Below are 24,230 nucleotides of genomic sequence, written 5' to 3'. Positions count from 1 at the left end.
GGTTACATTCCGAACCCGGAAGTTAAGCTCTTCAGCGCCGATGGTACTGCACCGGGGACGGTGTGGGAGAGTAGGTCGCCGCCGGACAATCTTTCAAAAGGAGGGTCACCCCGTTCGGGGTGGCCCTTCTTTGCGTTTCCGGGGTCTTTTCGGGGAAGGCCTTCCCGGCGTTGGGGGAAGGTCTTCCCGGGGTCAGTCGTTCTGAGGTCGGTCGTGCGGTGCGGTGCTCGGTGCGCTGCGGAGCAGAGGCTCGATCCGGTAGGGCACCTGAACCGACAGGGCGATGGTGGTGTCGGTGCGCTGCACCGCCGGCGAGGCCAGGATGCGGGCGATGATCTCTTGTAGGTCAGGGGTGCTGCGGGCCACCACACGGCAGAGCAGGTCGGCCTGGCCGCTGGTGCCGTACACCTCGAGGATCTCGGGCACGGGGCGCAGCGCCTCGACCGCCTCGGCCAGGCGGCCCTGGGCGATCTGCAGGGATACGAAGGCCAGGATCGGGTAGCCGACCCCCTCGGGAGTGACAGTGGGGCCGAAGTCGACGATCACGCCACGGTTGGTGAGCTTCTCCACGCGGGCCTGGACGGTGCCCCGGGCCACGCGGAGCAGTCGGGCGAGCTCGGTGAGGCCGATCCGGGGGTTGGCGCGCATCGTCACCAGGAGGCGACTGTCAAGGTCGTCTATGGACACCACATCAGACTAGGCGATATGACCAGTCATAGACAGGTTCAACCGGGCGATCTTGCGCGAATCGCGCAGTAAAACTGCTCGCTCTTGCCAATGATTCGCGATATTGCTGTCATTTTATACATGTTCGAAGAAGCACAGTACTTCGCACCGGTGGCGACTCGTGACGACGGCACGATCGAGGTCGAGCTGGCCGCGAGCCACCCGGGTTTCGCCGACCCGGTCTACCGGGCGCGTCGCAACGCCATCGCCGCGCTCGCGGTCGGACACGTGCCTGGCACGCCCATTCCGACGGCCGAGTACACCCCTCAGGAGCACGAGGTGTGGGCGCTGGTCAGTCGTGAGCTGGCGATCAAGCACCGCGTGTACGCGACCGCGGAATACCTGGACGCCGCCGAGCGGCTCGGGCTGCCCAAAGACCGGATCCCGCAGCTGCAGGAGGTCAGCGAGCTGCTGCAGCCGCTGACCGGCTTCCGCTACCTCCCCGCCGCGGGCCTGGTGCCGCTCCGCGACTTCTACGGTGTGCTGGCGGACGGGTTCTTCCATTCGACGCAGTACATCCGGCATCACTCGACTCCGCTCTACACGCCGGAGCCGGATGTGATCCACGAGGTGATCGGGCACGCGAACGCGCTCGCCTCGGACAGGTACTCGCGGCTCTACCGTCTGGCAGGCGGCGCGGCGCGCCGGGTTGAGAGCGACGCCGCGCTGGAGTTCGTCTCGAAGGTCTTCTGGTTCACCCTGGAGTTCGGCGTGATGGCGGACCAGGGCGAACTACGGGCCTACGGCGCGGGCATCCTGTCCTCCTACGGGGAGATCGAGGAGTTCCGCGGAATGGACATCCGGCCGTTGGACATCGCCCGCATGGGGACGACCCACTACGACATCACGAAGTACCAGGACGTCCTCTTCAGGGCGGAGTCGCTGGAGCACCTCGAGGACGTGGTCGGGGAGTTCTGGGAGACGTGCGACGACGAGTCCATCGCCAGGCTGGCCGCCGACGCGCGCTGACGGACCGATGCCCCCGGCGGACCGGTCTCCGCCGGGGGAGCGCTCTCCGCCGGGAGCGGCGCGCCGGAGAGCCGGTTCCGGGGCGGTGTTCGAGGACAAGGACTTGGCCCCTGTTCGGACTGGGTTTCCTCTCGCCGCCCTTCCCTCTCGTCCCGATGGGATAGATCTCGCTCGTGGACGTAGCGGAAAGGGCGGGGCGGGTTTCGATGGTGAGATCGGTGCGTCGGGCTGTCACGGCGGCAGCCGTACTGGGGGTCGGGCTGGCATGCGGATGCGCGTCCGGGGGCGTTGTGACGGTTGCCGTTCCCCGTTCCACGCTCTCGCCGTTCATCCCGGCGGGCACCTCTCCGCCGACCTCCGCCACGTGGCCCGCGGATTCCGCGGCGGCCCAGGAGACGGCGAGCCCCGAGGCGCCGCCGAAGGTCGCGGCCTCGAAGCTCACCCGCGCCCTCGACAGGTTCCTCGCGCGTCATGGCGGCCGTGTCACCGCGGGGGTGCGCGATCTCTCGACGGGAAGGGTCTACACCTACCGTCGTGACCTGCGGTTGCCGACGGCCAGCACCTCGAAGGTCAACATTCTGATGGCGCTGTTGCTCAGGACGCCCTGGCGGAAGCTGGACGAGCAGGACAGGGCCGACGCCAGGATGATGATCCGCTTCAGCGACAACGCGGCGGCCGACCGCCTCTACGAGCGCATCGGCCTGGAGTCGGGCCTGGCGCGGGCGAACCGGAGGTTCGGGCTCAGGAACACCTACGCGCCGCCGGGGCGGTGCGTGGACCTCTACTGCTGGGGCATCACGCAGACCAGCGCGGCGGACCAGATCAGGCTCATCAGGGCGCTGGTCAGGGGTGGCAGCCCGCTGGCCGAGGACGAGCGGGAGCGGGTGCTCCACCTGATGGCTCGGGTGTCTCCCGAGCAGAGCTGGGGGATCAGCGCGGCGGCGTGCGAGGGCTCCCGGGTCTCACTGAAGAACGGCTGGCTGCACCACGTGGCCAACGGGCGCTGGGTCGTCGTCAGCGCGGGCCTGATCCGGGAGGCCGGACACGACTACGCCGTGGCTGTCCTCACCGAGGACAGCCTGAGCATGGACGTGGGCGTCGCCGAGGTCGAGGGCACGGCCAGGCGCATCCTGGCGGCCTTCCGCGGCGAGCGAGGATGCGCGGCCGGTGAGGATCAGGATCGACCGGTGGCCGGCGTCGAGGATCAGACGGTCTTGTCGACCAGCCGGTAGCCGACGCCCCGCACGGTCTGGATCAGCTGATCGTCGTTGTCGCCGAGGCGGGCGCGCAGCCGTTTGACGTGCACCGCGATCGTGTTGGTCGACGTGGTGTCGGTCGAGTTCCAGACGTGACGCATGATCTGCTCACGGGTCACCGTGCGATGCGCGTTGCGCATCAGGTAGTGCAGCAGCTCGAACTCCCGCAGGGGCAGGTGAACGGTTCGGCCGCTGACTTTGACCTGGTAGGCGTTGACGTCGAGTTCCACGTTGCCGACCACGAGCGTACGGCGCATGCCAGACTCCCCGGAGAAGGCGGCCTGTACCAGAGGCAGGAGTTCGGGCACCCGGTACGGCCGGGCCACACAGGCTGTGGCTCCGGCCGCGAGTGCTTGGACGGCTTGCTCGGCGTGGTTGTCACCCACGCCCAGCAGGACGGGCACCGCCCGCGACAGCCGTACGGCGCGGATGAACTCCACCGCGCCGATGATCGGCAGGGAGGCGCTGACGAGCACCACGTCGGGCTGGAGAGCTCCGGCCTGCAACAGGGCCTGGGCGCCGTCGGTCACGCCCATGACCTCGACCCCCTCCCGTTCGAGGGCGTTGGCCAGACCCTGGACCAAAGCCGATTCCGGATCGGCCACCAGCAGCAGGGGCGCTGTCCGGGTGTCCCCGTTCACCTCGGGTGCCGTCTGCGGCTGGATCACCCGGGTCCTCCTTATGCAGTTGATTTATCCGAAGCGGCCGGTGATGTAGTCCTCGGTCGCTTTCTGGGCGGGGTTGGTGAAGATCCGAGACGTGTCGTCCATCTCGATGACGCGGCCCGGCTGTCCCTGGCCCGCGAGGTTGAAGAAGGCGGTGCGGTCGCTCACCCGGGCGGCCTGCTGCATGTTGTGCGTCACGATGATGATCGTGAACTTGCTCTTCAGCTCGGCCATCAGGTCCTCGATCGCCAGGGTGGAGATCGGGTCGAGGGCGGAGCAGGGCTCGTCCATCAGCAGGACCTCGGGCTTGACCGCGATGGCCCTGGCGATGCAGAGACGCTGCTGCTGTCCGCCGGACAGGCCCGCTCCCGGCTTGTTCAGGCGGTCCTTGACCTCGTTCCAGAGGTTGGAGCCCTTCAGCGAGTCCTCGACGATGCCGTCGACCTCGGACTTGGCGTACCTGCCGTTGAGCCGGAGCCCGGCCGCCACGTTCTCGTAGATCGACATCGTGGGGAACGGGTTGGGGCGCTGGAAGACCATGCCGATCATGCGGCGCACCGACACGGGTTCGACGTCGGCGGCGTACAGGTCCTCCCCGTCGAGCAGGACCTTGCCCTCGACGCGCGCGCCGGGGATGACCTCGTGCATGCGGTTGAGGGTCCGCAGGAAGGTCGACTTGCCGCATCCCGAGGGGCCGATGAAGGCGGTGATCGACTGGGGGTCGATCGTCATCGAGATGTCCTCGATCGCCTTGTGCTTTCCGTAGTACGCGTCGAGGCCCGAGACCTGGATCTGCTGGCTCATTTTCGACATTCCTTCCTATCGACCCCGAGAGGGCGATCGCCACCAGCCGATGAGGCGCGCCACCAGGTTGAGCAGCATGACGATCAGAATGAGCGTGAGCGCTCCGGCCCACGCGCGGTCGATGGCGGCGTCCGTGGGACGGCCCGCCTGATCGAACACATAGAGCGGCAACCCCATCTGCGGTCCGTTGAGGGGGTCGCTGTTGATGGAGTCGGTGAAGAAGACGGTGAGCAGCAGGGGAGCGGTCTCTCCGGTGACGCGGGCGATCGCCAGCATGACGCCGGTCACGATGCCGGTGAAGGCGGTCGGCAGGACGACCTTGACGATCGTCCGCCACTTGGGCACTCCCAGCGCGTACGAGGCCTCGCGCAGGTCGTTGGGGACGAGCAGGAGCATCTCCTCGGCCGAGCGGACCACCGTCGGCATCATCAGGATCGACAGGGCGAGGGCGCCCGCGAAACCGGAGAACGGCATGCCCAGGGCGAGGATCCAGAAGGCCAGGATGAACAGGCCCGAGACCACCGAGGGAATGCCGGTCATGACGTCGACGAAGAAGCTGATCGCCCGGCTCAGCCGTCCGCCTCTGCCGTACTCCACGAGGTAGATCGCGGTGAGCAGGCCGACGGGGATCGAGATGAGCGAGGCCAGCAGGACCTGCTCCAGCGTGCCGAGGATGGCGTGGTAGGCGCCGCCGCCGATCTCTCTGGCGCCGATGTTGCGCATGGAGTGGGTCAGGAACTCCATGTCGAAACGGGCCAGACCGTTCGAGATGACCATCCACAGGACGGCCACCAGCGGCACCACGGCGATGGCGAACGACAGGTAGACGAGCGCCTGGACGAACCGGTCCTTGAACCGTCTGCCCGCGGAGATGCGCCGGATCCCGGGACGCTGGACCCTGGGGTGCTGGATCGCGGTCATGCGGCGGCTCCCGAGAACTCCTTGCGACGGGCGACGATCATCCGGGCCGCCGTGTTCACGAGCAACGTGATGATGAACAGCACCAGACCGGAGGCGATCAGCGCGCCGCGCCCGATCGGGGTGGCCTCGCCGAAGCCGTTGGCGATGTTGGCGGCGATGCTGTTGCCCTGCGGGGTGAGGATCTCCAGGCTGATGCCGAACGTCGCGGGGAAGATGAGCGCCACGGCGATGGTCTCGCCCATGGCGCGGCCGAGACCGAGCATGGAGGCGCTGATGACGCCGGGACGCCCGAACGGCAGCACCGCGGTCCTGATGACCTCCCAGCGGGTCGCGCCGAGGGCCAGGGCGGCCTCCTCGTGCATCCTCGGGACCTGGAGGAACACCTCCCGGGAGATCGCCGCGATGATCGGCAGGATCATCACCGCCAGCACGACCGACGCCGTGAGCATCGACCGGCCCGCGACGACGTCTCCGCCGAACAGCGGGATGAACCCGAGGTAGGTGTTGAGGAACTCCGAGGGGCCCTGCATGAACGGGACGAGGAAGACGATGCCCCACAGGCCGTAGACGACGCTGGGCACGGCGGCCAGCAGGTCGATCACGTATCCCAGGACTCCGGCCATGCGGCGGGGGGCGTAGTGGGAGATGAACAGCGCCACGCCGACGGCCACCGGCACCGCCATGACCAGGGCGAGGACCGCGCTGACCAGGGTGCCGAACGCCAGGGCCGCGATGCCGAAGGACTGGGTGCCGTTCGGCTCCCACGTCAGGGTGGTGAAGAAGCTCCCCTTGTTGGCCTGCAGGGCCGGAACCGCCTCGACGACGAGGAAGACGGCGATGGCCGCCATGATCGCCAGCAGGAGGATTCCGGCGCCCGTCGAGGCGTAGCGGAAGGGAACCTCACCTCGGCTGCGCCGCGAGGCGGACCGGCCAAGAGCCGACCCGCCGTCGCGAGTACGAAGTGGAGTCGCCATCGGATTTAGGAGATCGCCTCGACGGCGGCCCGGACCTTGGTGAGCAGCGTCGTCGGCAGCGGCGCGTAGCCCAGGGAGGTCAGAGCCTTCTGACCGTCGTCACTGGCGGTGTAGCCCAGGAAGGCCTTCACCAGCTTGGCCTCCTCGGGGGACAGGCCCTTCTCGCAGGTGATCTCGTAGGTCACCAGGACGATCGGGTAGGCGCCCGCGGCCTTGGTGGCGTAGTCGATGCTCAGCTTGAGGTCGTTGCCCTGACCGACGACCTCGGCGGCCTCGACCGTCTTGGCGGCGCTCTCCGGGGTCAGCTCGACGAACTCGCCGGAGCCGTTGGCGACCTTGGCCTTGGCCAGGCTGGAGTTCTCGGCGTAGGAGAGCTCCACGTAGCTGATCGCGCCGGCGGTGCTCTTGACGGCCTGCGCGATGCCGTCCGAACCCTTGGCGCCCTGGCCCTTGGCCTCGGCGGGCCACGCCTTGGCGGGCTCGTACGGCCACTCGGCGGTCTTGGACAGGAACTTGGTGAAGTTGTCGCTGGTGCCCGACTCGTCCGAGCGGTGGAACGCCTGGATCGGGGTCGAGGGGAGCTTGGCGTCGGGGTTGTCGGCCTTGATGGCCGCGTCGTCCCACTTGGTGATCTTGCTGTTGAAGATGCCGCCGATGGTCTTGGGCGACAGCTGCAGGCTGTCGACGCCGGGGACGTTGTAGACCACGGCCACCGGGCCGGTCACCATCGGCAGGTTGATGGCCTTGCCGGTCTTGCAGCGGGCGTCGGCCTGGGCGGGCTCGCCCTTGTCGTCCTTGAGAGCCGAGTCGGAGCCCGCGAACGCGATCGTGCCCTGGATGAAGGCCTGGACGCCCGCGCCGGAGCCGCTGCCCTGGTAGTTGAGGCTGACCCCCGGGTTCGCCTGCTGGAAGTTCTTCTTCCACTCGTCGATGGCGTTCCCCTGCGCCGAGGAGCCGGCGGCGTTGATCGTGCCGCTGAGTCCGGCGTTCCCGGCCGAGGCGGCGCCGGTGTCCGGGGCGCTGCTGGAGGTGGCGGTGCCGCCGTTGTTATCGGTGCCGCACGCAGCGAGCGAGAGCGCGCCAACAAGGGTGACCGCGGCGAGCCGGCCTGCATACTTCACGGTTGGGTTCCTCCCACTAAGTCCTTCAACGTTCAGGAGAGTAAGGAGGCAAGGTGACTCAAAGTCGGTAGAAAGATGAACGCAAAATGAATGCATCCGGTCGCTGTCGTGGCGATCCGTTGGGTGAGGCTTGAGACTCCGGCCTGGTCCCGGCGCTGCGGGTGGGAGTCCCGAGGGGGAGTCCATGGGGAGGCACGGGAAACCGCGGTCGGTCCGGGGTGTTCGGCAGCCGGGGCGGCTTCGGATGGTGTGGGGGTTTTGAACGTTTCCTGGCGGATTGTGAACGGTCGGTCAACCGCCCGCGAGGACGCCCGGGCCCGGCGCGGGTCACGGAGCGCGCGCCGTACCCGGGAGGAGACCGTGAGGGAGCCGCGCCCCGCGCGGGAAGACCGTCCTGTGCGGGAGAGCCGTCCTGGGCGGGAGGGCGGCGTTCTACACGGGGAGCGTGAGCGGGCCGCCGCCGAGGCGCTTGAGGACCTCGCCGTGCAGGGCGCCGTTGGTGCACACCAGGCTGCCGCCGTCGAGTCCGGGGACCCCCGACAGATCGGTCCAGATGCCGCCGGCCTCCTCGACGATCACCGTCAGCGCCGCGATGTCCCAGGGGGACAGCTCCGGCTCCGCGGACAGGTCGACGGCGCCTTCGGCGACCAGCATGTGCGACCAGAAGTCCCCGTAGGCGCGGCTGCGCCAGACGGACCTGTTCAGGTCGAGGAACTCGTCGAGCTTGCCCGCCTCCTCCCAGCCGCCGAAGCTGGAGTAGGAGAAGGACGCGTCCTCCAGGCGGGTGACGGAGGAGACCTGGCAGCGGGTGGCCTTGGTGAGGCTCTTGCCCGTCCACGCGCCGCTGTCGCGGGCGGCCCACCAGCGGCGGCCGAGCGCGGGGGCGGAGACCAGGCCGACGACGACCCTTCCCTGGTCCATCAGCGCGATGAGCGTGGCCCAGACGGGGACGCCGCGCACGTAGTTCTTGGTGCCGTCGATCGGGTCGACGATCCAGGAGCGGGCGCCGTGGCCGGTCTCGCCGAACTCCTCGCCGATCACCGCGTCGCGCGGGCGGGCGCGGCTCAGGGTGTTCCGGATGGCCTCCTCGACCGCCTGGTCGGCGTCGCTCACCGGGGTGAGGTCAGGCTTGGTCTCGACCCGCAGGTCCACGGCCTTGAAGCGGCGCATGGTCAGGTCGTCGGCGGCGTCGGCCATGACGTGCGCGAGGCGCAGGTCGTCGTTGTAACCCGTCACGATGGGCAACGCTATCGCGTCGCCGGCCGGTTGTAGGAGATGGGGGAGCAGGCCGAGGATTGTGTCGTGTCGTACCGGTCGATCGGATAGCGCATGAAACATCCGTTGGCTTTGTGGTTACCGGCGAGTAGCATTCGGTCATGACGTTTGACGCCGGCGCCTTCATGTTGCAGAGCGTCCCGTTCACGCGGACGCTGGACATCGCCTTCGACAAGGTCGAGCACGGGCTCGCGGTCGCCCGCATGCGCGACCGTCCCGATCTGCACAACCACGTGGGCGGTCCGCACGCGGGGGCGCTGTTCACCCTCGCCGAGTCCGCCTCGGGCGCCGCGATGCTCTCCGCCTTCGGCGACCAGCTGACGCGGGCCACCCCGCTGGCCGTGAGCGCCGCGATCCGCTACGTGAGGCTGGCGATGGGCGAGGTCGTCGCGGAGGCGCGCCTCCAGGCCTCCCGCGAGGAGGTCGTGGCCAAGCTGGACGCGGGTGAACGCCCGGAGTTCGAGGTCTCCGTCGAGATCAGGACCGCGGACGGCGTCCCGGTCTCCGAGATGACCGTCGCCTGGACCCTGCGTCCCAACCGCTGACACCGGGACCGGGCCGGGAGCGGTCAGTCGTCGTCGGGGGCGCCCTCACGGCTGGCGAGCAGGCGGCGCAGGGAGACGAGCCTGGTCGGGTCCGCGTGGCCTGCCGCGACCCAGGCGTCCAGGGCGCACTCCTCGCCGAGGTGGTTGCAGCCCTTGGGGCACTCGACCGTGCCCTCGACGAGGTCGGGGAAGCCCGCCAGGACGGTCTCGACCGAGATGTGCGCCAGCCCGAAACTGCGCACGCCCGGCGTGTCGATGATCCACCCTCCGTCGGGGAGCTCCAGGGCGACGGCGGAGGTCGAGGTGTGGCGGCCCCTGCCGGTCACCGCGTTGACGTGGGAGACGGCCCGGTTGGCGTCCGGGACCAGGGCGTTGACCAGGGTCGACTTGCCCACGCCCGAGTGGCCGACGAGCACGCTGGTCCGGCCTGCCAGGCGCTCCCTGACGCTTTCGAGCGTGCCGCCCTTCTGGAGCACCACGTACGGCACGCCGAGGGGGGCGTAAAGGGAGACCAGCTCGTCGGGCGGGGCCAGGTCGGACTTGGTGAGGCAGAGCATGGGCTCGATGTCGGCGTCGAAGGCCGCGACCAGCATCCGGTCGATCATGCGGGGCCGGGGCTGCGGATCGGCCAGAGCCGTCACGATCACGAGCTGGTCGGCGTTGGCGACCACGGGACGCTCGATGCCGTCGGTGTTGTCGGTGTCGTCCGCCGAGCGGCGGAGCATCGAGGTGCGGGGCTCGACCCGGACGACCCTCGCCAGGGTGTCCGAGGTGCCCGAGACGTCGCCGACCAGCGCCACCCGGTCGCCGACCACTATTCCCTTGCGGCCGAGCTCCCTGGCCTTCATGGCGACCACGATCCGGCCGTTCATGGCGGCGCCGTCCGCCCTGTCCTTCTTACGGCGGCGGCCCTTCTCGCCGGCCGACTCGACCAGGCACGTGTAGCGCCCCCGGTCGACCGCGACCACGAACCCCTCCACCGCGTCCTCGTGCGCAGGACGGATCCTCGTCCGGGGACGGGAACCCTTTCCCGGCCGGACCCTGACGTCGTCCTCGTCGTATTCCCGCTTTCTCAGCTTCTCCGCCTCGATCTGCCCTCGTTCCAACGCCCCTGACGGGCGGCTGCCGCTATCGGGCATCTCCCAGGCTAAGCGGCCCGCGACACCTCACCGGACGCGCGGACCCGCTCCCCGCCCTGCGTCCCGTCCCGTGTCCCGGCACATCCGCCGTCGGGTGCCCCGCCGCCCGCGCCGAACGTCTCACCGGGCGCCCCGCAGCATGTCCGCCCACATGGAGGCGAACTCGGGAAGGGTCTTACCCGTGGTGGCGATGTCCTCCACCTCGACGCCGGGCACGGCCAGGCCGATCACCGCGCCCGCGGTCGCCATCCTGTGGTCGGCGTAGGAGTGGAAGACCCCGCCCCTGAGCGGACGCGGCCTGATCTCCAGGCCGTCGTCGGTCTCGTTCGCGTCGCCGCCGAGACCGTTGATCTCGGCGACCAGGGCGGCGAGGCGGTCGGTCTCGTGCCCGCGGATGTGGGCGACGCCGCTGATGCGGCTGGGGGAGTCGGCCAGGGCGGCCAGGGCGGCGATCGTCGGGGTCAGCTCGGCGACGTCGCGCAGGTCCGCCTCGATGCCGCTCACGCGTCCCGTGCCGGTGACCCTGAGCCCGTCGGGCGTGCGCTCGACCGAGGCGCCCATGTCCGTCAGCAGCTGCCTGAGCTGGTCGCCGGGCTGGGTCGTCTCCGCGGGCCAGCCGGGAACGGTGACCGATCCCCCCGTGACCATCGCGGCCGACAGGAACGGCGCCGCGTTCGACAGGTCGGGCTCGACGGTGAACTCCCTGGCGCGGATCGGCCCGGGCTCGACCCGCCAGACGTCGGGCTCGGAGTCGTCGACCTGGACGCCGAACTCGCGGAGCATCGCGACGGTCATCAGGATGTGCGGCTGCGACGGGATCGGCGGACCCGCGTGCCGTACGGTCACGCCCTTGTCGAAGCGCGCGGCGGTGAGCAGCAGGCCGGAGAGGAACTGGGAGGAGCCGGAGGCGTCGAGCGTGACCTCGCCGCCGGACAGCGGCCCCCTGACGGTGAACGGCAGCGCGTCGCCCCGCACCTCGGCGCCGAGGGCGCGCAGCGCGGCCAGGATCGTCCCCATGGGGCGCTTGCGCGCGTGCGGGTCGCCGTCGAAGGACACCACGCCGTCCGCCAGCGCCGCCATCGGCGGCACGAACCGCATCACCGTGCCCGCCAGCCCCACGTCGATCCGCGCCCCGCCGACCACGGGCCCGGGGGTGACGGCCCAGTCGGAGCCGGAGGGGCTCTCGTTCGAGGAGGTCATCGTGGCGCCGAGCGCGCGCAGCGCGTCCGCCATGAGGTCGGAGTCGCGGCTGCGCAGGGCCAGCCGTACGACGCCCGGGCCGTCGGCCAGCGCGGCGAGCAGCAGCGCGCGGTTGGTCACGGACTTCGACCCCGGAAGGGAGACGGTCGCGTGGACGGGGGCGGACGCGGTCGGTGCGGGCCACAGCGGAGCGGACATGGTCAAAAGCCTACCGGGACGAGGGGCCGAGGCCCCCGAAGGCGTGGCAAGGTGGTGGATATGTGCGGGAGATACGCGTCCACGCGACCCAAGCAGGAGCTGCTCGAGGAGTTCGAGGTCGAGCTGGACGGAGCGGCCGACGACGACCTCGGGGCCGACTACAACGTCGCGCCGACCAAACCGGTCTACGCGGTGCTCAGCCGTGTGCCCAGGACGAACCCGGACAGCAGGGCCGTGCGGCAGCTCAGGGTCGTGCGGTGGGGCCTGGTCCCCGCCTGGGCGAAGGAGCCGTCCATCGGCTCGAAGATGATCAACGCCCGGGTGGAGACGGTCGCGGAGAAGCCGTCGTTCCGCAAGGCGTTCGCCGAGCGGCGCTGCCTGTTGCCCGCCGACGGCTACTACGAGTGGGCGGTGCTCAAGGACGGGGGAACCGCCAAGAAACCGAAGAAGCAGCCCTACTTCATCCAGCCGGAGGACGGCGGGGTCATGGCCATGGCGGGGATCTACGAGTTCTGGCGCGACCGGGGCAGGGCCGAGGACGACCCGCTCGCCTGGCTGACGACCTGCGCCGTCATCACCACCACCGCCGAGGACGAACTGGGCGCCATCCACGACCGGATGCCGATGCTGATCGAGCGGGACCGCTGGGCCGACTGGCTCGATCCCGGGACGCCGGACGCGCGGGAGTTCCTGGTCCCGGCGGCCTCCCTGGGGCTGAAGGCCTACCCGGTCTCCAGCGCGGTGAACTCGGTGCGCAACAACGGCCCCGAGCTCATGGAGCCGCTGCCCGAGGACGAGCTCGAGAGTCAAGCGTTGTTCTGAAAACTCTCCGTAAACGGTGTAGAAACCGCAGCGAGCGGGCATCCGCTGAGAAAGCGATACCTCGGTGAGGTAATCGCGCAGAGATCCCATCGCCTTGCCGCCTGCCAGGAGAAGCCGGGGAATCCCCTCACAGGCCGCCCCACCCTGCGGAGGTGCGGATTCGTGGACGCCGCGACCGCGCGCATGCGCCTGGAGAGCATGCTCGCCGAGCTTGACCGATCCATCCGGGTCCTGCGGGGGGATCCGCTGACCGGATGGGACCGCTCCCCGGCGGACGCGGGATCGGTCCTGACCGACACCGACCGCAACCAGGCCATGCTGGAGGCGGCCACCGCGCAGCGCCGCGCGGTCGTCGCGGCGCTCACACGGCTGGACGAGGGGGTCTACGGCCGTTGCGCCGACTGCGGCATGTCCGTGCCGGAGGGCAGACTCGAGGCGCGTCCCGAGGCCGCCCGCTGCGTGCAGTGCCAGGCAAGACGCGAACGCAGACGCTGACTGGGTTTCGGCTTGGGCGCGTCGGTGTCTGAACTGAGGCCTGGCTTGGGCGCGTCGGTGTCTGGACTGAGGAACGCGGGAGCGCAGCGACGGAGTGACGAGGGAAGACACCGACCCGGAAGCGCCCAAGCCCGCGACGCGCAGCGTCGCAGTGAGGCAGCAGGAGCGAAGCGACGGAGTGACGAGGGAAGACACCGACCCGAAAGCGCCCAAGCCCCGCGACGCCGCCAGGCGTCGCAAATCAGCAGGGTCTTCTGGCGCTGGCGACCAGGTGGATGCCCACGGTGTCGTCGTCGTCGGGGTGGGCCTCGAGCTCGGTGTTGACCAGCCAGGTGAGCGCTCTGGAGTCGGAGGCGAGCACATGGTCGACCGTGGAGGGGGACAGCACCGTGCGGGGCCGTATCCACTCGACCTCCAGGCCCGCCTCGGTGAGCAGCTCGCGGAGCTGGCCGCTGCTGAAGCACCTGGTGATGCTCCCGTCGGGCCAGGGGACGAGCATGACCTCGTCCGTCTGGCGCAGGTGGGCCCAGTAGTTCTGCTCGGCGAGGATCGCCATCCCGAGCACGAGGGAGTCGACGCAGACCAGCGCGCGCCCGCCGGGGCGCAGCACTCTGGCGACGTCGTCCATCGCGGACTCGGCCATGAGCTCGACCGACATCGCGCGTTCCTCCGCGAGCACGGCGTCCATGCTCTGGTCGGGCAGGAAGCGCAGGTCGTCGGCGCGGACCTGGCGGACCTTGGACGCGTCGTGCAGCAGCCCCTGGCCGTCGACGGCCCTGCGGAAGTCGACCACCTCCAGCACCCGGTGACCGGCCCTCGCCGCCTGGGCCGACCATCGGCCCCTGCCGCCCGACAGGTCGAGGATGTTCGAGGGGCTCTCCGGCAGCCAACGGCTCAGCTGCTCGGCGGCGACCGCGCGGTAAAAGGTCCAGTACGGCCCGAGCGTTCCTGAGCCGTTCAGCTCTTCGGCCGGGATGGGCAGCACAAGCGGCTCCTGGCGTCTGGTTTGCGGTGGTCTCCAGTACCTACCGGTACGTATGTTTTTCCCCGCACCGGGTCGTTCGTCACCTTCTATCTTGTGGGAACAGATGGCCGGGCGGGTGTGTTGCAGCGGACAACGCAGATCCTTTCGGGAGGTTGGCCAGCCAATGCTCGCCTTGATCGAACCCGTCATCCGCCCCGGTGATCGGTCATTCCCTGATGAGCGGGTATCCTCCGCTCAGTACGGGGTCCCGCGTCAGCAGGACTCCGGCGATCCTAAGGGGGTGGGTCCGGTCCCTGCGACAGACGAGGAGACTCTGGAGCAGCGGAGCATGCGGTTCGAGAGGGATGTCATGCCCTATCTCGACCAGCTTTACTCCGCGGCACTTCGGATGACCCGGAACCCTGCGGATGCCGAGGACCTCCTCCAGGAGACCTTCGCCAAGGCCTTCGCCTCCTTCCACCAGTTCCAGGAAGGCACGAACCTCAAGGCCTGGCTGTACCGCATCCTGACCAACACCTTCATCAACAGCTACCGCAAGAAGCAGCGGGAGCCCAAGCAGTCGGGCGCGGAGGAGATCGAGGACTGGCAGCTCGCCAGGGCCGAGTCGCACACCTCCGGCGGTCTGAAGTCGGCGGAGATCGAGGCGCTCGAGCATCTTCCCGACAGTGACGTCAAGCAGGCGTTGGCCGCCCTTCCCGAGGAGTTCCGCATCGCGGTCTACCTCGCCGACGTCGAGGGCTTCCCCTACAAGGAGATCGCCGACATCATGGGCACTCCCATCGGGACCGTGATGTCCAGGCTCCACCGTGGCCGCCGTCAGTTGCGGACGCAGCTCGAAGACTACGCCCGTGAGCGTGGTCTGGTTCCGGCGGAGGGTGCGAAGTGAGCGAGCGCGGCGACGGACACGGCGAGTTCCCGGGCGAGGTGATCGCATGAGCTGCGGCAAGCCCCACGCGACCGACTGTCGCGACGTCCTGGAGAAGGTCTACACCTATCTGGACGGCGAGCTGGACGAGGGCAACTGTGTCGACATCCGCGAGCACCTCGACGAGTGCGGCCCCTGCCTGGAGGAGTACGGCCTCGAGCAGGTCGTCAAACAGCTGATCGCCAAGCACTGCGGCTGCGACAAGGCCTCGGAGGACCTGCGCGCCAAAGTGCTCAACCGGATCGACCAGGTCCGCTCCGAGCTGACCGGCTGACCTCCTAGGATCTCTCGTACGGCTTTGGCCACACGAGAACCTGAGGGGTCGGCATGCGGATACTCGTCACCGGTGGAGCGGGATTCATCGGATCCAACCTGGTGGACCGGCTGCTGGCCGACGGTCACGAGGTCACCGTCGTCGACGACCTGTCCGGCGGTGACCGGGCCAACCTCGCCTCGGCCGCCGACAGCTCCCGTTTCTCCCTGCACGAGATGGACGTCCGCGACCCGGCCCTGATCGGCCTGGTCGCCGAGGTCAGGCCCGAGGTGATCTGCCATCTCGCCGCGCAGATCAGCGTGCGCAAGAGCGTGGCCGACCCCGTCCACGACGCCAGGCTCAACGTGGAGGGCACCGCGTCGGTGCTGACCGCCGCCCACCACGGCGGGACGCGCAAGGTCGTCTTCGCCTCCTCGGTCGCGGTGTACGGCAGGCCCGAGGTCATCCCGGTGCCCGGGGACGCGGCGACCGACCCGCGCTCGCCGTATGCCGCCTCCAAGCTCAGCGCGGAGACCTACCTGGCCACCTTCAAGGCGCTGTACGACATCGACTACACCACGCTGGTGCTCTCCAACGTCTACGGGCCGCGCCAGTCGCCGGACGGCGAGGCCGGGGTGGTCGCCATCTTCACCGACGCCCTGCTCAACGGCACCCCCACGGTGCTGTACGGCGACGGCGCCCAGACCCGTGACTACATCTTCGTCGAGGACGTGGTCGACGGGTTCGCACGCGCCTGCGGGGACGTGGGCAACGGCCGCAGGTTCAACCTGGGCACCGGGGTCGAGACGACCGACCGCGCGCTGCACACTCTGGTGGCCGAGGCCACGGGCGCCGCCGACGAGCCGGAGACCGCGCCGGCCCGTCTGGGAGACCTCCCGGCGATGGCCGTCGACCCGGCCCCCGCGCTGGAGGGGCTCGGCTGGCGGCCCAGGACGGAGCTGGCGGCCGGCCTGAAGATCACCGCCGACTGGGCGAGGGCCAGACTCGCCGCGCTGTGACCGTCCCCGTCACCCCTGGCCTGCGATGGCTTGGGGTGATGGATTGGTTACGCTTTGCTTGCGATTCCACGTCTGCCGTTCGGGGTCTGGCCTGCTTCTGTAGCCTGAGTGGGGAAATCGACATGGAGGCAGCGCATGTTGAAGGAAACGGTCAGTCCCGCCCATTTAGGGATTTCCTGGACCTGAGCACGCGCGCGTAGGACCCAAGGGTGGCCGCTTTGCGTGGACTGCCATGGTTTGCCAAGGTCTATCTGGTCGCTGTGATCGGAGCGGCGTGCGCGCTGCTCGTGTACAGCGTGGCGGGAAGCGGTCGTCTGGAGTGGCTCGACTGGTCGAACCTGTTGGTGCTGGCCCTGCTGTTCCTGGTGTGCGAGTCGGTGCCGACGCTGCTCAACGTCAAGCAGGCGGCGGTCTCGGTCAGTTTCTCCGCCGCGCTCGCCGCCGTGGTGCTCGTGGGGCCGGAGGGCGCCGCACTGGTCGGCATGACGGCCGTGCTCAGCGTGCGCCCGGGTCTGCCGCTGGTGAAGCGGCTGTTCAACGGCGCCCAGTTCGCCATCTGCGGTTACGCGGCCGGCTGGGCGTACGAATGGCTGGGGGGCAGGGCCAGGCTGCCGGACATCGCCGGCTTCGACGCCCTGATCGTGCCGTTCGCGGGAGCGGCGGCCGTCTTCGTGCCCCTCAACTTCATCCTGATCGCGATCGTCCTGGTCGTCACGGGTCAGGCGGACCAGGTGCCGCTGCGGGGACTGGCCCAGTTCCTGGTCTCCTACCTCGGATACGCCACCTTCGGACTGCTGATCGCGGGGCTGTGGGCGACGGTCAACTCGATCTCCGCGGTGCTCGTGCTGCTGCCGCTGTTCGTCGCGCGCTGGGCCTTCGGCCAGTACCTCGCGCAGCAGCGCTCCTACGACGCCACGATCGCCGCGCTCTGCCAGGCGGTCGAGACCAAGGACTACTACACCCGTGGCCACTGCACCCGCGTCTCCCTGGCCTCCGGCATGATCGCCCAGGAGATCGGCATGGGCTCGGAACGCCTGCGGGCGATCCGCTACGCCGGGATGCTGCACGACGTCGGCAAACTGGGCGTGCCCACCAAGGTGCTGCAGAAGGACGGCCCGCTCACCGAGGAGGAGTACGCCGCCATCCAGCTCCACCCGATGCGAGGACTGGAGATCGTGCGGGGCATCGACTTCCTGGACGAGGCGTTCGCCGGGATCATGCACCATCACGAGCGGCAGGACGGGAAGGGCTATCCGATGGGGCTGGCGGGGGAGGAGATCCCGGAGTTCGCCCGGATCATCGCGGTCGCCGACGCCTTCGACTCGATGACCTCCGACCGCTCCTACCGTGGCGCCCGCCCGGTCGAGGTGGCCATGGCCGAGCTGCGCAAGGGGGCGGGCACCCAGTTCGACCCGGACATGGTCGTCGCCTTCATCAGAGCCGTCGACCGCGACGGCTGGGAGCCGCCGCGCAAGGTCGTCGCGCCCCCGGAGGACGTCGTGGAGACCACGGCGAAGGACCACGACGACCCGACCATGCCCATCCAGGTGGTGCCTGAACGGTGAGCACCACCACGACCACCCTCACCACCCGGGCGTTCCGGCGGCTCGACTCGGGCCAGCTCCTGCTGATCTGCGCGGCGGGACTGCTGGCGGTCGCAGGGGTGGCGCACACGGCGGCCACCGGACTGCTCGACCCCGAGGTCGCCATCGGCTTCGGCACGCTGATCGCGGCGGGCGAGCTGGCCAGGCTCACGATGCCCGGCAACCGGGAGGTCGCGCCGATCGGCGCGGCCGCCGCGCTCGGCTACACGCTCCTGCTGGACATGGGCAACGTCCCGGCGCGGCACTCGGCGCTGCAGGTCATCGCGGTGCTGACGGTCGGCATGATCGCCGGCGCGCTTCCGCACCTGGCGGTCGGCCGCCCGCCGAGCCCGGACGCCATGGCGCGGAGGCTGTTCACCGGAGCCCTGCTCGCCCTGGCCTACCGTCCGATCACCGCGCCGCTGTTCGGTCTCGCCAAGGGGCCCGAGGGCGACTGGTGGCCGGCTCTCGGGGTGATGGCCCTGCTCATCCTGATGATGGTGCTGGTCGACGTGCTGCTGGCCGCGGTGCTCAGGGCCGAGCAGGTGCGCTCGGCATTCGGCGTCGCCGTACAGGACGAGCTGCGCATGGCGGCCCCGCTGTGGGCCGCGGTCGCGGCCTCCGGCATCCTGCTCGCGCTCGCCTCGCACAGCATGGGCATGGCGGCGCTGCTGGTCTTCGCCGCACCGCTGCTGGTCACCCAGGTCGCCTTCCGCAAGTACGCCGGGATCAGGGCCACCTACCTCCAGACGGTCAGGGCGCTCTCCCGGGTCACCGAGGTCGGCGGCTACGTCGAGCCGGGACACTCCCACCGGGTCAGCCGCCTGGCGGTCGCGACGGGGCGGGAGCTGGGGATGGCCGAACCCGAGCTGCTCGACCTGGAGTACGCCGCGCTCATGCACGACATCGGGCAGCTCTCGCTGCGTGACCCGATCCCCGGCGGCGCGACGGTGCTCACCGAACCCGACCAGGCCAGGCGCATCGCCGAGCTGGGCGCGGAGGTGATCCGGCAGACCGGGGTCCTCGACCGCGTCGCCGAGATCGTCCGTCGCCAGTGCGATCCCTGTTCGGCGACCCCGCCCGTGGCCAGCCGCGTCATCAAGGCGGCCAACGCCTACGACGACCTGGTCGGCGGCTCGACCGACCGTGACAGGGCGGGAGCCGCCCTCGAACGGCTCCGCCTGGGGGCGGGCGAGGAGTACGACCCGGAGGTGGTCGAGGCCATGACCCGCGTCGTCGACAGGCTCACCCCGTCACACCGGCCTTAGGGCCTTCCTCTATCTTCGGGGCGCAAGGCGGTCAGGCGCCCGCCTGAGCCGGTGCGTACCGGCCGTGCGCGCCGGGGTTCGCCGACGTGCGTGTCTCTCACGCCGTACGGCTGCCCTGGCCAGGCAGTACCGGTTCTCCGGGGGATTTCGGGGGAAGCACGGTTTGTGGGTTTCCTACAGATCGGGTTGCCGTGATCGGTGGCTCGGACGAACGGCCGCGCGGGGAGCCCGGTCATAAGGTGGAGCGGTCGAAAGGGGTCCACCAACGTGTTCGAGTCCGTTCTGGTCGCCAACCGTGGCGAAATCGCACGGCGAATCATCCGCACGGTCCAGCGCATGGGGCTGCGGGCCGTCGCGGTGTATTCCGAAGCAGACGCAGACCTGCCGTTCGTCAGGGAAGCCGACGAGGCGATCCTGCTCGGACCGGCCAACCCGGCGCAGAGCTACCTCGACGTGGACAGGGTCCTGCGGGCCGCCCGCGACTCCGGGGCCCAGGCGGTCCACCCCGGATACGGCTTCTTCTCGGAGAACGCCGCCTTCGCCAGGGCCGTCATCGACGCGGGGCTCGTCTGGATCGGGCCGTCCCCCGAGGCGATCGAGCGGATGGGCGACAAGATCAACGCCCGGAACCTCATGGAGGAGGCGGGTGTGCCCGTCGCCGCGGGCACCCGCACGCCGGTCACCGACCTGGAGCAGGCCGTGTCGGCCGCGGCCGAGATCGGTTATCCGGTCATGGTGAAGACGGCAGGCGGCGGAGGCGGCATCGGCATGGGCGTCGCCCACGACGAGGCGGGGCTGGCCAAGGCGTTCGAGCAGGCCTCCAGGGCCGCCGCCCGTTTCGGTGGGACGCCCGCCATCCTGCTGGAGCGCTACATCGAGCGCGCCCGCCACGTCGAGGTGCAGATCCTCGGCCTCGCCGACGGCGCCGTCGTCGCCCTGGGCGAGCGTGACTGCTCGGTACAGCGGCGGCACCAGAAGGTCGTCGAGGAGACCCCGTCCCCCGGCATCACCCAGGAACTGCGCGAGCGCATGCTGGCCGCCGCGGTGCGGGCCGGCGAGGCGGTCGGCTACCTCGGGGCGGGAACCGTCGAGTGCCTGGTCGACGCCGACAAACAGGACTTCGTGTTCCTGGAGATGAACACCCGGCTCCAGGTCGAGCACCCGGTGACCGAGCTCGTCACCGGCGTCGACCTGGTCGAGCTGCAGCTGCGGATCGCCGCGGGGGAGACGGTCGAGCTGAGCGTCGCCCCACGCGGGCACGCGATCGAGTTCCGGGTCTACGCCGAGGACCCCAAGCGTTTCTTCCCCGGCCCCGGCACGATCGGCGTCTGGGCGGAGCCGTCCGGCGACGGCGTCAGGGTGGACTCCGGCTACGCGGAGGGCAACACCGTGACGCCGTTCTACGACCCGCTCATGGCCAAGCTGTGCGTGTTCGGCCAGACGCGGGCCGAGGCCCTGGAGCGCGCCCGTGAGGCCGTGGCCGGTTTCAAGATCGAAGGACCGAAGAACAACCTTCCGTTCTGCGCCGAGCTGCTGGAACACCCCGAGTTCGTGGACGGAAACTACGACACCGGGCTGGTTTCCCGGATGAGGGCCTGACCGTCTCTGTCTGGCACAGTTGGATCAAAGTAATTGATAGGAGTGTCCGGTGGCTGAAGTACACGCTGAGATGGTGGCCAACGTCTGGAAGGTCCTCGTCGCCGAGGGAGACACCGTCGAGGACGGTGACACCCTGGTCATCCTCGAGTCCATGAAGATGGAGATCCCCGTCATCGCCGAGGACGACGGTGTGGTCGCCCAGATCAAGGTCGCCGAGGGCGACGTCATCCAGGAGGGCGACCTCATCGCCGTCATCGAGTAGGCCGTCGTCCGGAAGGCGGCCCCGGCCGCTGTCACCGGGGGCGGACGGCGTGCCGTGCCGATGGGGGCGTCACGGCGTGCCGACGGGCCGTGCGGTCCATCGGCTGTTCAGCCCGTCAGCTGTTCGACTCGTCGACTGTCCGGCCCGTCAGCTGTTCGACTTGTCGACTGTCCGGTCTGTCGGCTGTTCGGCCGGGACCTCCGCGGATCGCGGGCGGGCCTGACGGGGCAGCGGCGGAGCCAGGTGAGAAGGGCCGGGCCTTGCGGGGTCAGCGGCCGAGTCCGGCGAGGAAGCGTTCGCGGTCGACGACCACGCGCTCGACCGTGCCTGTCGCGACGACGGTTTCACGGTCCCTGGCGGTGAAGGCGAACAGCAGGCGGCGTCCCTCGACCTCGACGAGCTCGGCGGTGATCTCGACGTGGGCGCCCACCGGGCTGGCCGCGAGATGTTCCAGGGCGACCTTCGTGCCCACGGAGGTCTGGCCGGGATCGAGGTCGTCGCCGACGGCCTGGACGGTGGCCCGTTCCACGAGGGCCAGCAGCCGAGGAGTGGCCAGCACGGGGACGTCCCCGCTGCCGACCCGCACCGCGGTGTCCTCCCTTTCGACCATGGTGAGAATCCGGGCGCGCATACCGGGAGCGAGCGTCATGCCGGTCAGCATAGGGTCTGGTTCCGTGACCTCCTACTGTGACCACTGCGGCCGTCCGGCGGTCGAGGGCGACCACGCGGCGTGCGGCGCCGCCCGCGTCATGGAGCCTCCCCGTTACTGCGCGAGCTGCCGTCGCCGGATGGTGGTTCAGGTGACCCCCCGCGGCTGGTCGGCGCGCTGCGCCGAGCACGGCTCGTTGAGCGGCTGATCTCGGTCCCGTCACCGTTGGGTAGATCTAATTCGTCTCATGGTCGGGCGACGGCGCCCGCTGCGTAGATTCACCTTTACCTCGCGTGGCCCCGGGTGGGCTTCGAGGAGGCGGAGCGGAGTGAACGGTCCTGGTCGGACAGATGGCTCTCGCGTCACTCCGGTCGCTTTTTGCTCTCCGGCGCGTAGACGTGCAATCTGTATAAGTACGTCAAAGGGTGCGGGATCTGTGCGATGCTACGGCACGCGTCTTATAACGAGCTGTCCGGGCACACAGGGTTTCGTTACTTCGCCGTGACGTTGTCGCGATACAAATCCGCTTTGTTGGAAAGCCCTGGGGTGGGAGCGGAGAGGGTTACGGGGGATTCATGGTGGCCCAAGGCACGACGCTGGCGGGGCGGTATCGCCTGGATACCCGCATCGGCGCCGGTGGGATGGGCGAGGTGTGGCGCGGTGAGGACATCGTCTTGGCCCGCACCGTCGCCGTCAAGGTGTTGCTTCCAGGGCGCACCGACGACCCGGGATTCCTGGTGCGGTTCCAGGGCGAGGCCAGGGCGATGGCGACGATCAACCACCCCGGAGTGGTCGACGTCTACGACTACGGGGTTCACGAGGTGCCCGGCGCGGGGGCGACGGCATACCTGGTGATGAAGTTCGTGGACGGCGAGCCTCTGGACCGGCTGCTCGGGCGGTTGGGGAGCATCGCCCCCGCGGCGGCGATGGAGCTCATCGCCCAGGCGGCCTCCGCCCTGCAGGCCGTGCACGACCAGGGCATCGTTCACAGGGACATCAAGCCGGGAAACCTCCTGGTCCGCTCGGACGGCACGCTCGTGCTCACCGACTTCGGCATCGCCAGGTCCGACGCGGCCAGCAGGCTCACCGACGCGGGCATGGTCCTGGGCACCGCGGCCTACTGCGCGCCCGAGCAGGCGGAGGGCGCGCCCGTCACTCCCGCGGTGGACATCTACGCGCTGGGCGTGGTCGCCTACGAGTGCCTGGCGGGTCAGCGGCCGTTCGACGGCGACACCCCGGTCACGATCGCGCTCAAACACATCCGTGACGCGCCCCCGCCGCTGCCGGTGCACATCCCGCCGGCGGTCCGCGCGCTCGTCGAACGGGCCCTGTCCAAGGATCCCGCCCGGCGCTTCCCGAGCGGCACCGCGATGAGCACCGCCGCCAGGCAGGCGGCGCTCGGCCACGAGAGCGGCCCGGCGGCCGCGCCGCCTCCCGTCCCGCACGCCCAGGGAGGCGCTCAGGGAGACGGAGCCGCCGAGACGGGCTGGCAGGGCTCCACCCCGCCGCGGACGGGGTGGCAGGCCGCTCCGGTCCCGCAGACGGGCTGGCAGGGCTCTCCTGAGGCGCAGACAGGGTGGCAAGGCTCTCCCGAGGCGCAGACGGGCTGGCAGGGCTCCACGCAGCCGCCGGGGCCTCCGCCGCCTGGCCTGGCCACCGAGGTCGACTCGAGGGGGCGCGGTCGTCGTGCCTCACGCAAGCCCCGGCGCAGAGGGGCGACGCTGGTCGTGTCCGCCGCGGCGGGCGTGGTGTGCGTAGGTCTCGTCGCGCTGGCGATCAACGGGTTGCCCGCCTCGAGCAGAGCGTCGAGCGACAACATGTCGAAGCCGGTCCAGACCTCCAGCCCTGACAAGTCCACCCCCACGAAGACGAGCACGCGTCCCCCCGTCAAGCCCACCAAGGACACCCACACCACCCAGGCCCCGCGGCCGACACGGACCGAGGACGAGCCTCCGAAGCCCAGCAGGACCCCCACCCCGACGGCGACGGCGTCGGACGAGCCGACCACGGAGCCGACCGGCACGCCAACGGACGAACCGAACGGCAAGCCGTCCCCCACCGACAAGCCTTCCTCGACGCCGACGCCTCCGGTGAAGAAGAAGGTGCCGTACGTCAGGGACGTGTCACCGGAGACCGCCAGGGAGATCCTCAAGAACGCGGGCTTCAAGGCGACGCTGAGCACCGGCGCCGACGTCGACATCTCCCAGTGCATGAGGGTGGTCGAGCAGCGTCCCGGTGCGGGGATCTTGTGGGACGTCAAGCGCCCGGTGGAGATCACCGCGGTCAACGACAAGTGCCTGCCGAGCCCGACGCCGACTCCCACTCCCAGTTCCTGAAGCGCGTTTCCCCGGTCGCCTTCGGGAAGCCGGACGGTGACTGGAGTGTGCTGTGGGTTGTCCGGCGTTGCGGTGCTGGTTCGTGGTGCGGATCGGTTCGCTGGGTTCGCTTCGTTCTTCTGGTTCGTTTTGTTTGCTGGGCTGGGCTTGGTTCGCGTGGAGGGGGGCGGGTGGTCCGGCCGGCCGTCTCAGCTGAGCTCTGGCGGATTCAGGCCTCCGGCCTGGCGGGCGTCGGTGGTTG

At 69.7% G+C, this 24,230-nt stretch carries 25 protein-coding genes and 1 rRNA gene; 15 read left to right on the top strand and 11 right to left on the bottom strand.

Annotated elements, in window-relative coordinates:
* A 5S ribosomal RNA gene (gene rrf, locus PKF00_RS43340) occupies nt 1–87 on the top strand; the annotation flags it as partial.
* Nucleotides 88–192: 105 nt separating this feature from the next.
* On the opposite strand, the gene PKF00_RS43335 is transcribed toward rrf, so the two are convergent.
* The gene (locus PKF00_RS43335; protein WP_271223628.1) at nt 193–687 is read right to left on the bottom strand and encodes an Lrp/AsnC family transcriptional regulator; all 495 of its coding nucleotides are present in this window, start codon (nt 685–687) and stop codon (nt 193–195) included.
* A 120-nt stretch (nt 688–807) separates the two neighbouring features.
* On the opposite strand from PKF00_RS43335, the gene PKF00_RS43330 reads away from it, so the two are divergent.
* Nucleotides 808–1,695 (top strand): phenylalanine 4-monooxygenase, encoded by an 888-nt coding sequence (locus PKF00_RS43330; RefSeq protein WP_271223627.1) that lies wholly within the window; start codon nt 808–810, stop codon nt 1,693–1,695.
* Between the two features lie 290 nt (nt 1,696–1,985).
* Nucleotides 1,986–2,927 carry a serine hydrolase gene (locus PKF00_RS43325; RefSeq protein ID WP_271223626.1) on the top strand — a complete coding sequence of 314 codons (942 nt, stop codon included), beginning with the start codon at nt 1,986–1,988 and terminating at the stop codon, nt 2,925–2,927.
* On the opposite strand, the gene PKF00_RS43320 is transcribed toward PKF00_RS43325, so the two are convergent.
* The 6 genes from PKF00_RS43320 to hisN all read right to left on the bottom strand — a co-directional run bounded on the left by PKF00_RS43320 (nt 2,900) and on the right by hisN (nt 8,672).
* Nucleotides 2,900–3,619 (bottom strand): response regulator transcription factor, encoded by a 720-nt coding sequence (locus PKF00_RS43320; protein WP_271223625.1) that lies wholly within the window; start codon nt 3,617–3,619, stop codon nt 2,900–2,902. The genes PKF00_RS43325 and PKF00_RS43320 overlap by 28 nt on opposite strands.
* A gap of 24 nt (nt 3,620–3,643) precedes the next feature.
* Nucleotides 3,644–4,420, bottom strand: a complete 777-nt coding sequence (gene pstB, locus PKF00_RS43315; RefSeq protein ID WP_271223624.1) for a phosphate ABC transporter ATP-binding protein PstB — start codon at nt 4,418–4,420, stop codon at nt 3,644–3,646.
* A gap of 15 nt (nt 4,421–4,435) precedes the next feature.
* Nucleotides 4,436–5,341 (bottom strand): phosphate ABC transporter permease PstA, encoded by a 906-nt coding sequence (pstA, locus tag PKF00_RS43310; RefSeq protein ID WP_271223623.1) that lies wholly within the window; start codon nt 5,339–5,341, stop codon nt 4,436–4,438.
* Entirely contained in the window at nt 5,338–6,315 is a 978-nt protein-coding gene (gene pstC / locus PKF00_RS43305) for a phosphate ABC transporter permease subunit PstC (RefSeq protein ID WP_271223622.1), read from the bottom strand. The genes pstA and pstC overlap by 4 nt, the downstream gene beginning before the upstream one ends.
* Nucleotides 6,316–6,320: 5 nt before the next feature.
* A complete protein-coding gene (gene pstS, locus PKF00_RS43300; RefSeq protein ID WP_271223621.1) occupies nt 6,321–7,436 on the bottom strand; it encodes a phosphate ABC transporter substrate-binding protein PstS in 1,116 nt (371 codons plus the stop codon).
* 432 nt (nt 7,437–7,868) lie between these two features.
* The gene (gene hisN, locus PKF00_RS43295) at nt 7,869–8,672 is read right to left on the bottom strand and encodes a histidinol-phosphatase (RefSeq protein WP_271223620.1); all 804 of its coding nucleotides are present in this window, start codon (nt 8,670–8,672) and stop codon (nt 7,869–7,871) included.
* Between the two features lie 140 nt (nt 8,673–8,812).
* Between hisN and PKF00_RS43290 the strand changes: the two genes are divergently transcribed.
* A complete protein-coding gene (locus PKF00_RS43290) occupies nt 8,813–9,256 on the top strand; it encodes a DUF4442 domain-containing protein (RefSeq protein ID WP_271223619.1) in 444 nt (147 codons plus the stop codon).
* A 23-nt stretch (nt 9,257–9,279) separates the two neighbouring features.
* Here the strand turns inward: PKF00_RS43290 and rsgA are convergent, their stop codons facing one another.
* Both rsgA and aroA read right to left on the bottom strand, forming a co-directional pair.
* Nucleotides 9,280–10,332 (bottom strand): ribosome small subunit-dependent GTPase A, encoded by a 1,053-nt coding sequence (rsgA, locus tag PKF00_RS43285; RefSeq protein WP_271223629.1) that lies wholly within the window; start codon nt 10,330–10,332, stop codon nt 9,280–9,282.
* Between the two features lie 183 nt (nt 10,333–10,515).
* Complete coding sequence (gene aroA, locus PKF00_RS43280; RefSeq protein ID WP_271223618.1) at nt 10,516–11,793, bottom strand: 3-phosphoshikimate 1-carboxyvinyltransferase; 1,278 nt, start codon at nt 11,791–11,793, stop codon at nt 10,516–10,518.
* 60 nt (nt 11,794–11,853) lie between these two features.
* On the opposite strand from aroA, the gene PKF00_RS43275 reads away from it, so the two are divergent.
* Nucleotides 11,854–12,615, top strand: a complete 762-nt coding sequence (locus PKF00_RS43275) for an SOS response-associated peptidase (RefSeq protein WP_271223617.1) — start codon at nt 11,854–11,856, stop codon at nt 12,613–12,615.
* Between the two features lie 162 nt (nt 12,616–12,777).
* Nucleotides 12,778–13,110, top strand: a complete 333-nt coding sequence (locus PKF00_RS43270) for a TraR/DksA family transcriptional regulator (protein ID WP_271223616.1) — start codon at nt 12,778–12,780, stop codon at nt 13,108–13,110.
* Between the two features lie 241 nt (nt 13,111–13,351).
* Here PKF00_RS43270 and PKF00_RS43265 read toward each other — a convergent pair whose 3' ends face one another.
* Complete coding sequence (locus tag PKF00_RS43265; protein WP_271223615.1) at nt 13,352–14,095, bottom strand: class I SAM-dependent methyltransferase; 744 nt, start codon at nt 14,093–14,095, stop codon at nt 13,352–13,354.
* 280 nt (nt 14,096–14,375) lie between these two features.
* Between PKF00_RS43265 and PKF00_RS43260 the strand changes: the two genes are divergently transcribed.
* From PKF00_RS43260 to PKF00_RS43230, 7 genes are all read left to right on the top strand, one after another.
* Nucleotides 14,376–14,981, top strand: coding sequence for a sigma-70 family RNA polymerase sigma factor (locus PKF00_RS43260; RefSeq protein ID WP_271223614.1), 606 nt, complete (start codon nt 14,376–14,378; stop codon nt 14,979–14,981).
* A 46-nt stretch (nt 14,982–15,027) separates the two neighbouring features.
* Entirely contained in the window at nt 15,028–15,294 is a 267-nt protein-coding gene (rsrA, locus tag PKF00_RS43255; protein WP_271223613.1) for a mycothiol system anti-sigma-R factor, read from the top strand.
* A gap of 53 nt (nt 15,295–15,347) precedes the next feature.
* Nucleotides 15,348–16,292, top strand: a complete 945-nt coding sequence (locus PKF00_RS43250; protein WP_271223612.1) for an NAD-dependent epimerase/dehydratase family protein — start codon at nt 15,348–15,350, stop codon at nt 16,290–16,292.
* Nucleotides 16,293–16,510: 218 nt separating this feature from the next.
* Entirely contained in the window at nt 16,511–17,857 is a 1,347-nt protein-coding gene (locus PKF00_RS43245) for an HD-GYP domain-containing protein (RefSeq protein WP_271223611.1), read from the top strand.
* Nucleotides 17,854–19,143 (top strand): HD-GYP domain-containing protein, encoded by a 1,290-nt coding sequence (locus tag PKF00_RS43240; protein WP_271223610.1) that lies wholly within the window; start codon nt 17,854–17,856, stop codon nt 19,141–19,143. The genes PKF00_RS43245 and PKF00_RS43240 overlap by 4 nt, the downstream gene beginning before the upstream one ends.
* 267 nt (nt 19,144–19,410) lie before the next feature.
* A complete protein-coding gene (locus PKF00_RS43235; RefSeq protein ID WP_271223609.1) occupies nt 19,411–20,742 on the top strand; it encodes an acetyl-CoA carboxylase biotin carboxylase subunit in 1,332 nt (443 codons plus the stop codon).
* A gap of 49 nt (nt 20,743–20,791) precedes the next feature.
* Entirely contained in the window at nt 20,792–21,004 is a 213-nt protein-coding gene (locus PKF00_RS43230; RefSeq protein WP_271223608.1) for a biotin/lipoyl-binding carrier protein, read from the top strand.
* A 268-nt stretch (nt 21,005–21,272) separates the two neighbouring features.
* On the opposite strand, the gene PKF00_RS43225 is transcribed toward PKF00_RS43230, so the two are convergent.
* Entirely contained in the window at nt 21,273–21,653 is a 381-nt protein-coding gene (locus PKF00_RS43225; RefSeq protein WP_271223607.1) for a thioesterase family protein, read from the bottom strand.
* A 25-nt stretch (nt 21,654–21,678) separates the two neighbouring features.
* Between PKF00_RS43225 and bsaP the strand changes: the two genes are divergently transcribed.
* Both bsaP and PKF00_RS43215 read left to right on the top strand, forming a co-directional pair.
* Nucleotides 21,679–21,861: a biotin synthase auxiliary protein BsaP gene (gene bsaP / locus PKF00_RS43220; RefSeq protein ID WP_271223606.1), complete on the top strand. Its 183-nt coding sequence runs from the start codon at nt 21,679–21,681 to the stop codon at nt 21,859–21,861.
* Nucleotides 21,862–22,228: 367 nt separating this feature from the next.
* Nucleotides 22,229–23,989 (top strand): serine/threonine-protein kinase, encoded by a 1,761-nt coding sequence (locus PKF00_RS43215; RefSeq protein WP_271223605.1) that lies wholly within the window; start codon nt 22,229–22,231, stop codon nt 23,987–23,989.
* The last annotated feature ends 241 nt before the right edge of the window (nt 23,990–24,230 follow it).

Source organism: Streptosporangium carneum (genome assembly GCF_027922005.1).
Taxonomy (GTDB): domain Bacteria; phylum Actinomycetota; class Actinomycetes; order Streptosporangiales; family Streptosporangiaceae; genus Streptosporangium; species Streptosporangium carneum.
The sequence above is the reverse complement of the archived record's forward strand: the minus strand, read 5'-3'. Positions and strand labels throughout refer to the sequence as shown.

Excerpts from the sequence above, each read along its gene's own strand:
- PKF00_RS43330 (WP_271223627.1), top strand. The coding sequence starts at position 808 with ATGTTCGAAGAAGCACAGTACTTCGCACCGGTGGCGACTCGTGACGAC.
- pstB (WP_271223624.1), bottom strand. The coding sequence starts at position 4,420 with ATGAGCCAGCAGATCCAGGTCTCGGGCCTCGACGCGTACTACGGAAAG.
- pstA (WP_271223623.1), bottom strand. The coding sequence starts at position 5,341 with ATGACCGCGATCCAGCACCCCAGGGTCCAGCGTCCCGGGATCCGGCGC.
- pstC (WP_271223622.1), bottom strand. The coding sequence starts at position 6,315 with ATGGCGACTCCACTTCGTACTCGCGACGGCGGGTCGGCTCTTGGCCGG.
- PKF00_RS43290 (WP_271223619.1), top strand. The coding sequence starts at position 8,813 with ATGACGTTTGACGCCGGCGCCTTCATGTTGCAGAGCGTCCCGTTCACG.
- aroA (WP_271223618.1), bottom strand. The coding sequence starts at position 11,793 with ATGTCCGCTCCGCTGTGGCCCGCACCGACCGCGTCCGCCCCCGTCCAC.
- PKF00_RS43275 (WP_271223617.1), top strand. The coding sequence starts at position 11,854 with ATGTGCGGGAGATACGCGTCCACGCGACCCAAGCAGGAGCTGCTCGAG.
- rsrA (WP_271223613.1), top strand. The coding sequence starts at position 15,028 with ATGAGCTGCGGCAAGCCCCACGCGACCGACTGTCGCGACGTCCTGGAG.
- PKF00_RS43250 (WP_271223612.1), top strand. The coding sequence starts at position 15,348 with ATGCGGATACTCGTCACCGGTGGAGCGGGATTCATCGGATCCAACCTG.
- PKF00_RS43225 (WP_271223607.1), bottom strand. The coding sequence starts at position 21,653 with ATGACGCTCGCTCCCGGTATGCGCGCCCGGATTCTCACCATGGTCGAA.
- PKF00_RS43215 (WP_271223605.1), top strand. The coding sequence starts at position 22,229 with ATGGTGGCCCAAGGCACGACGCTGGCGGGGCGGTATCGCCTGGATACC.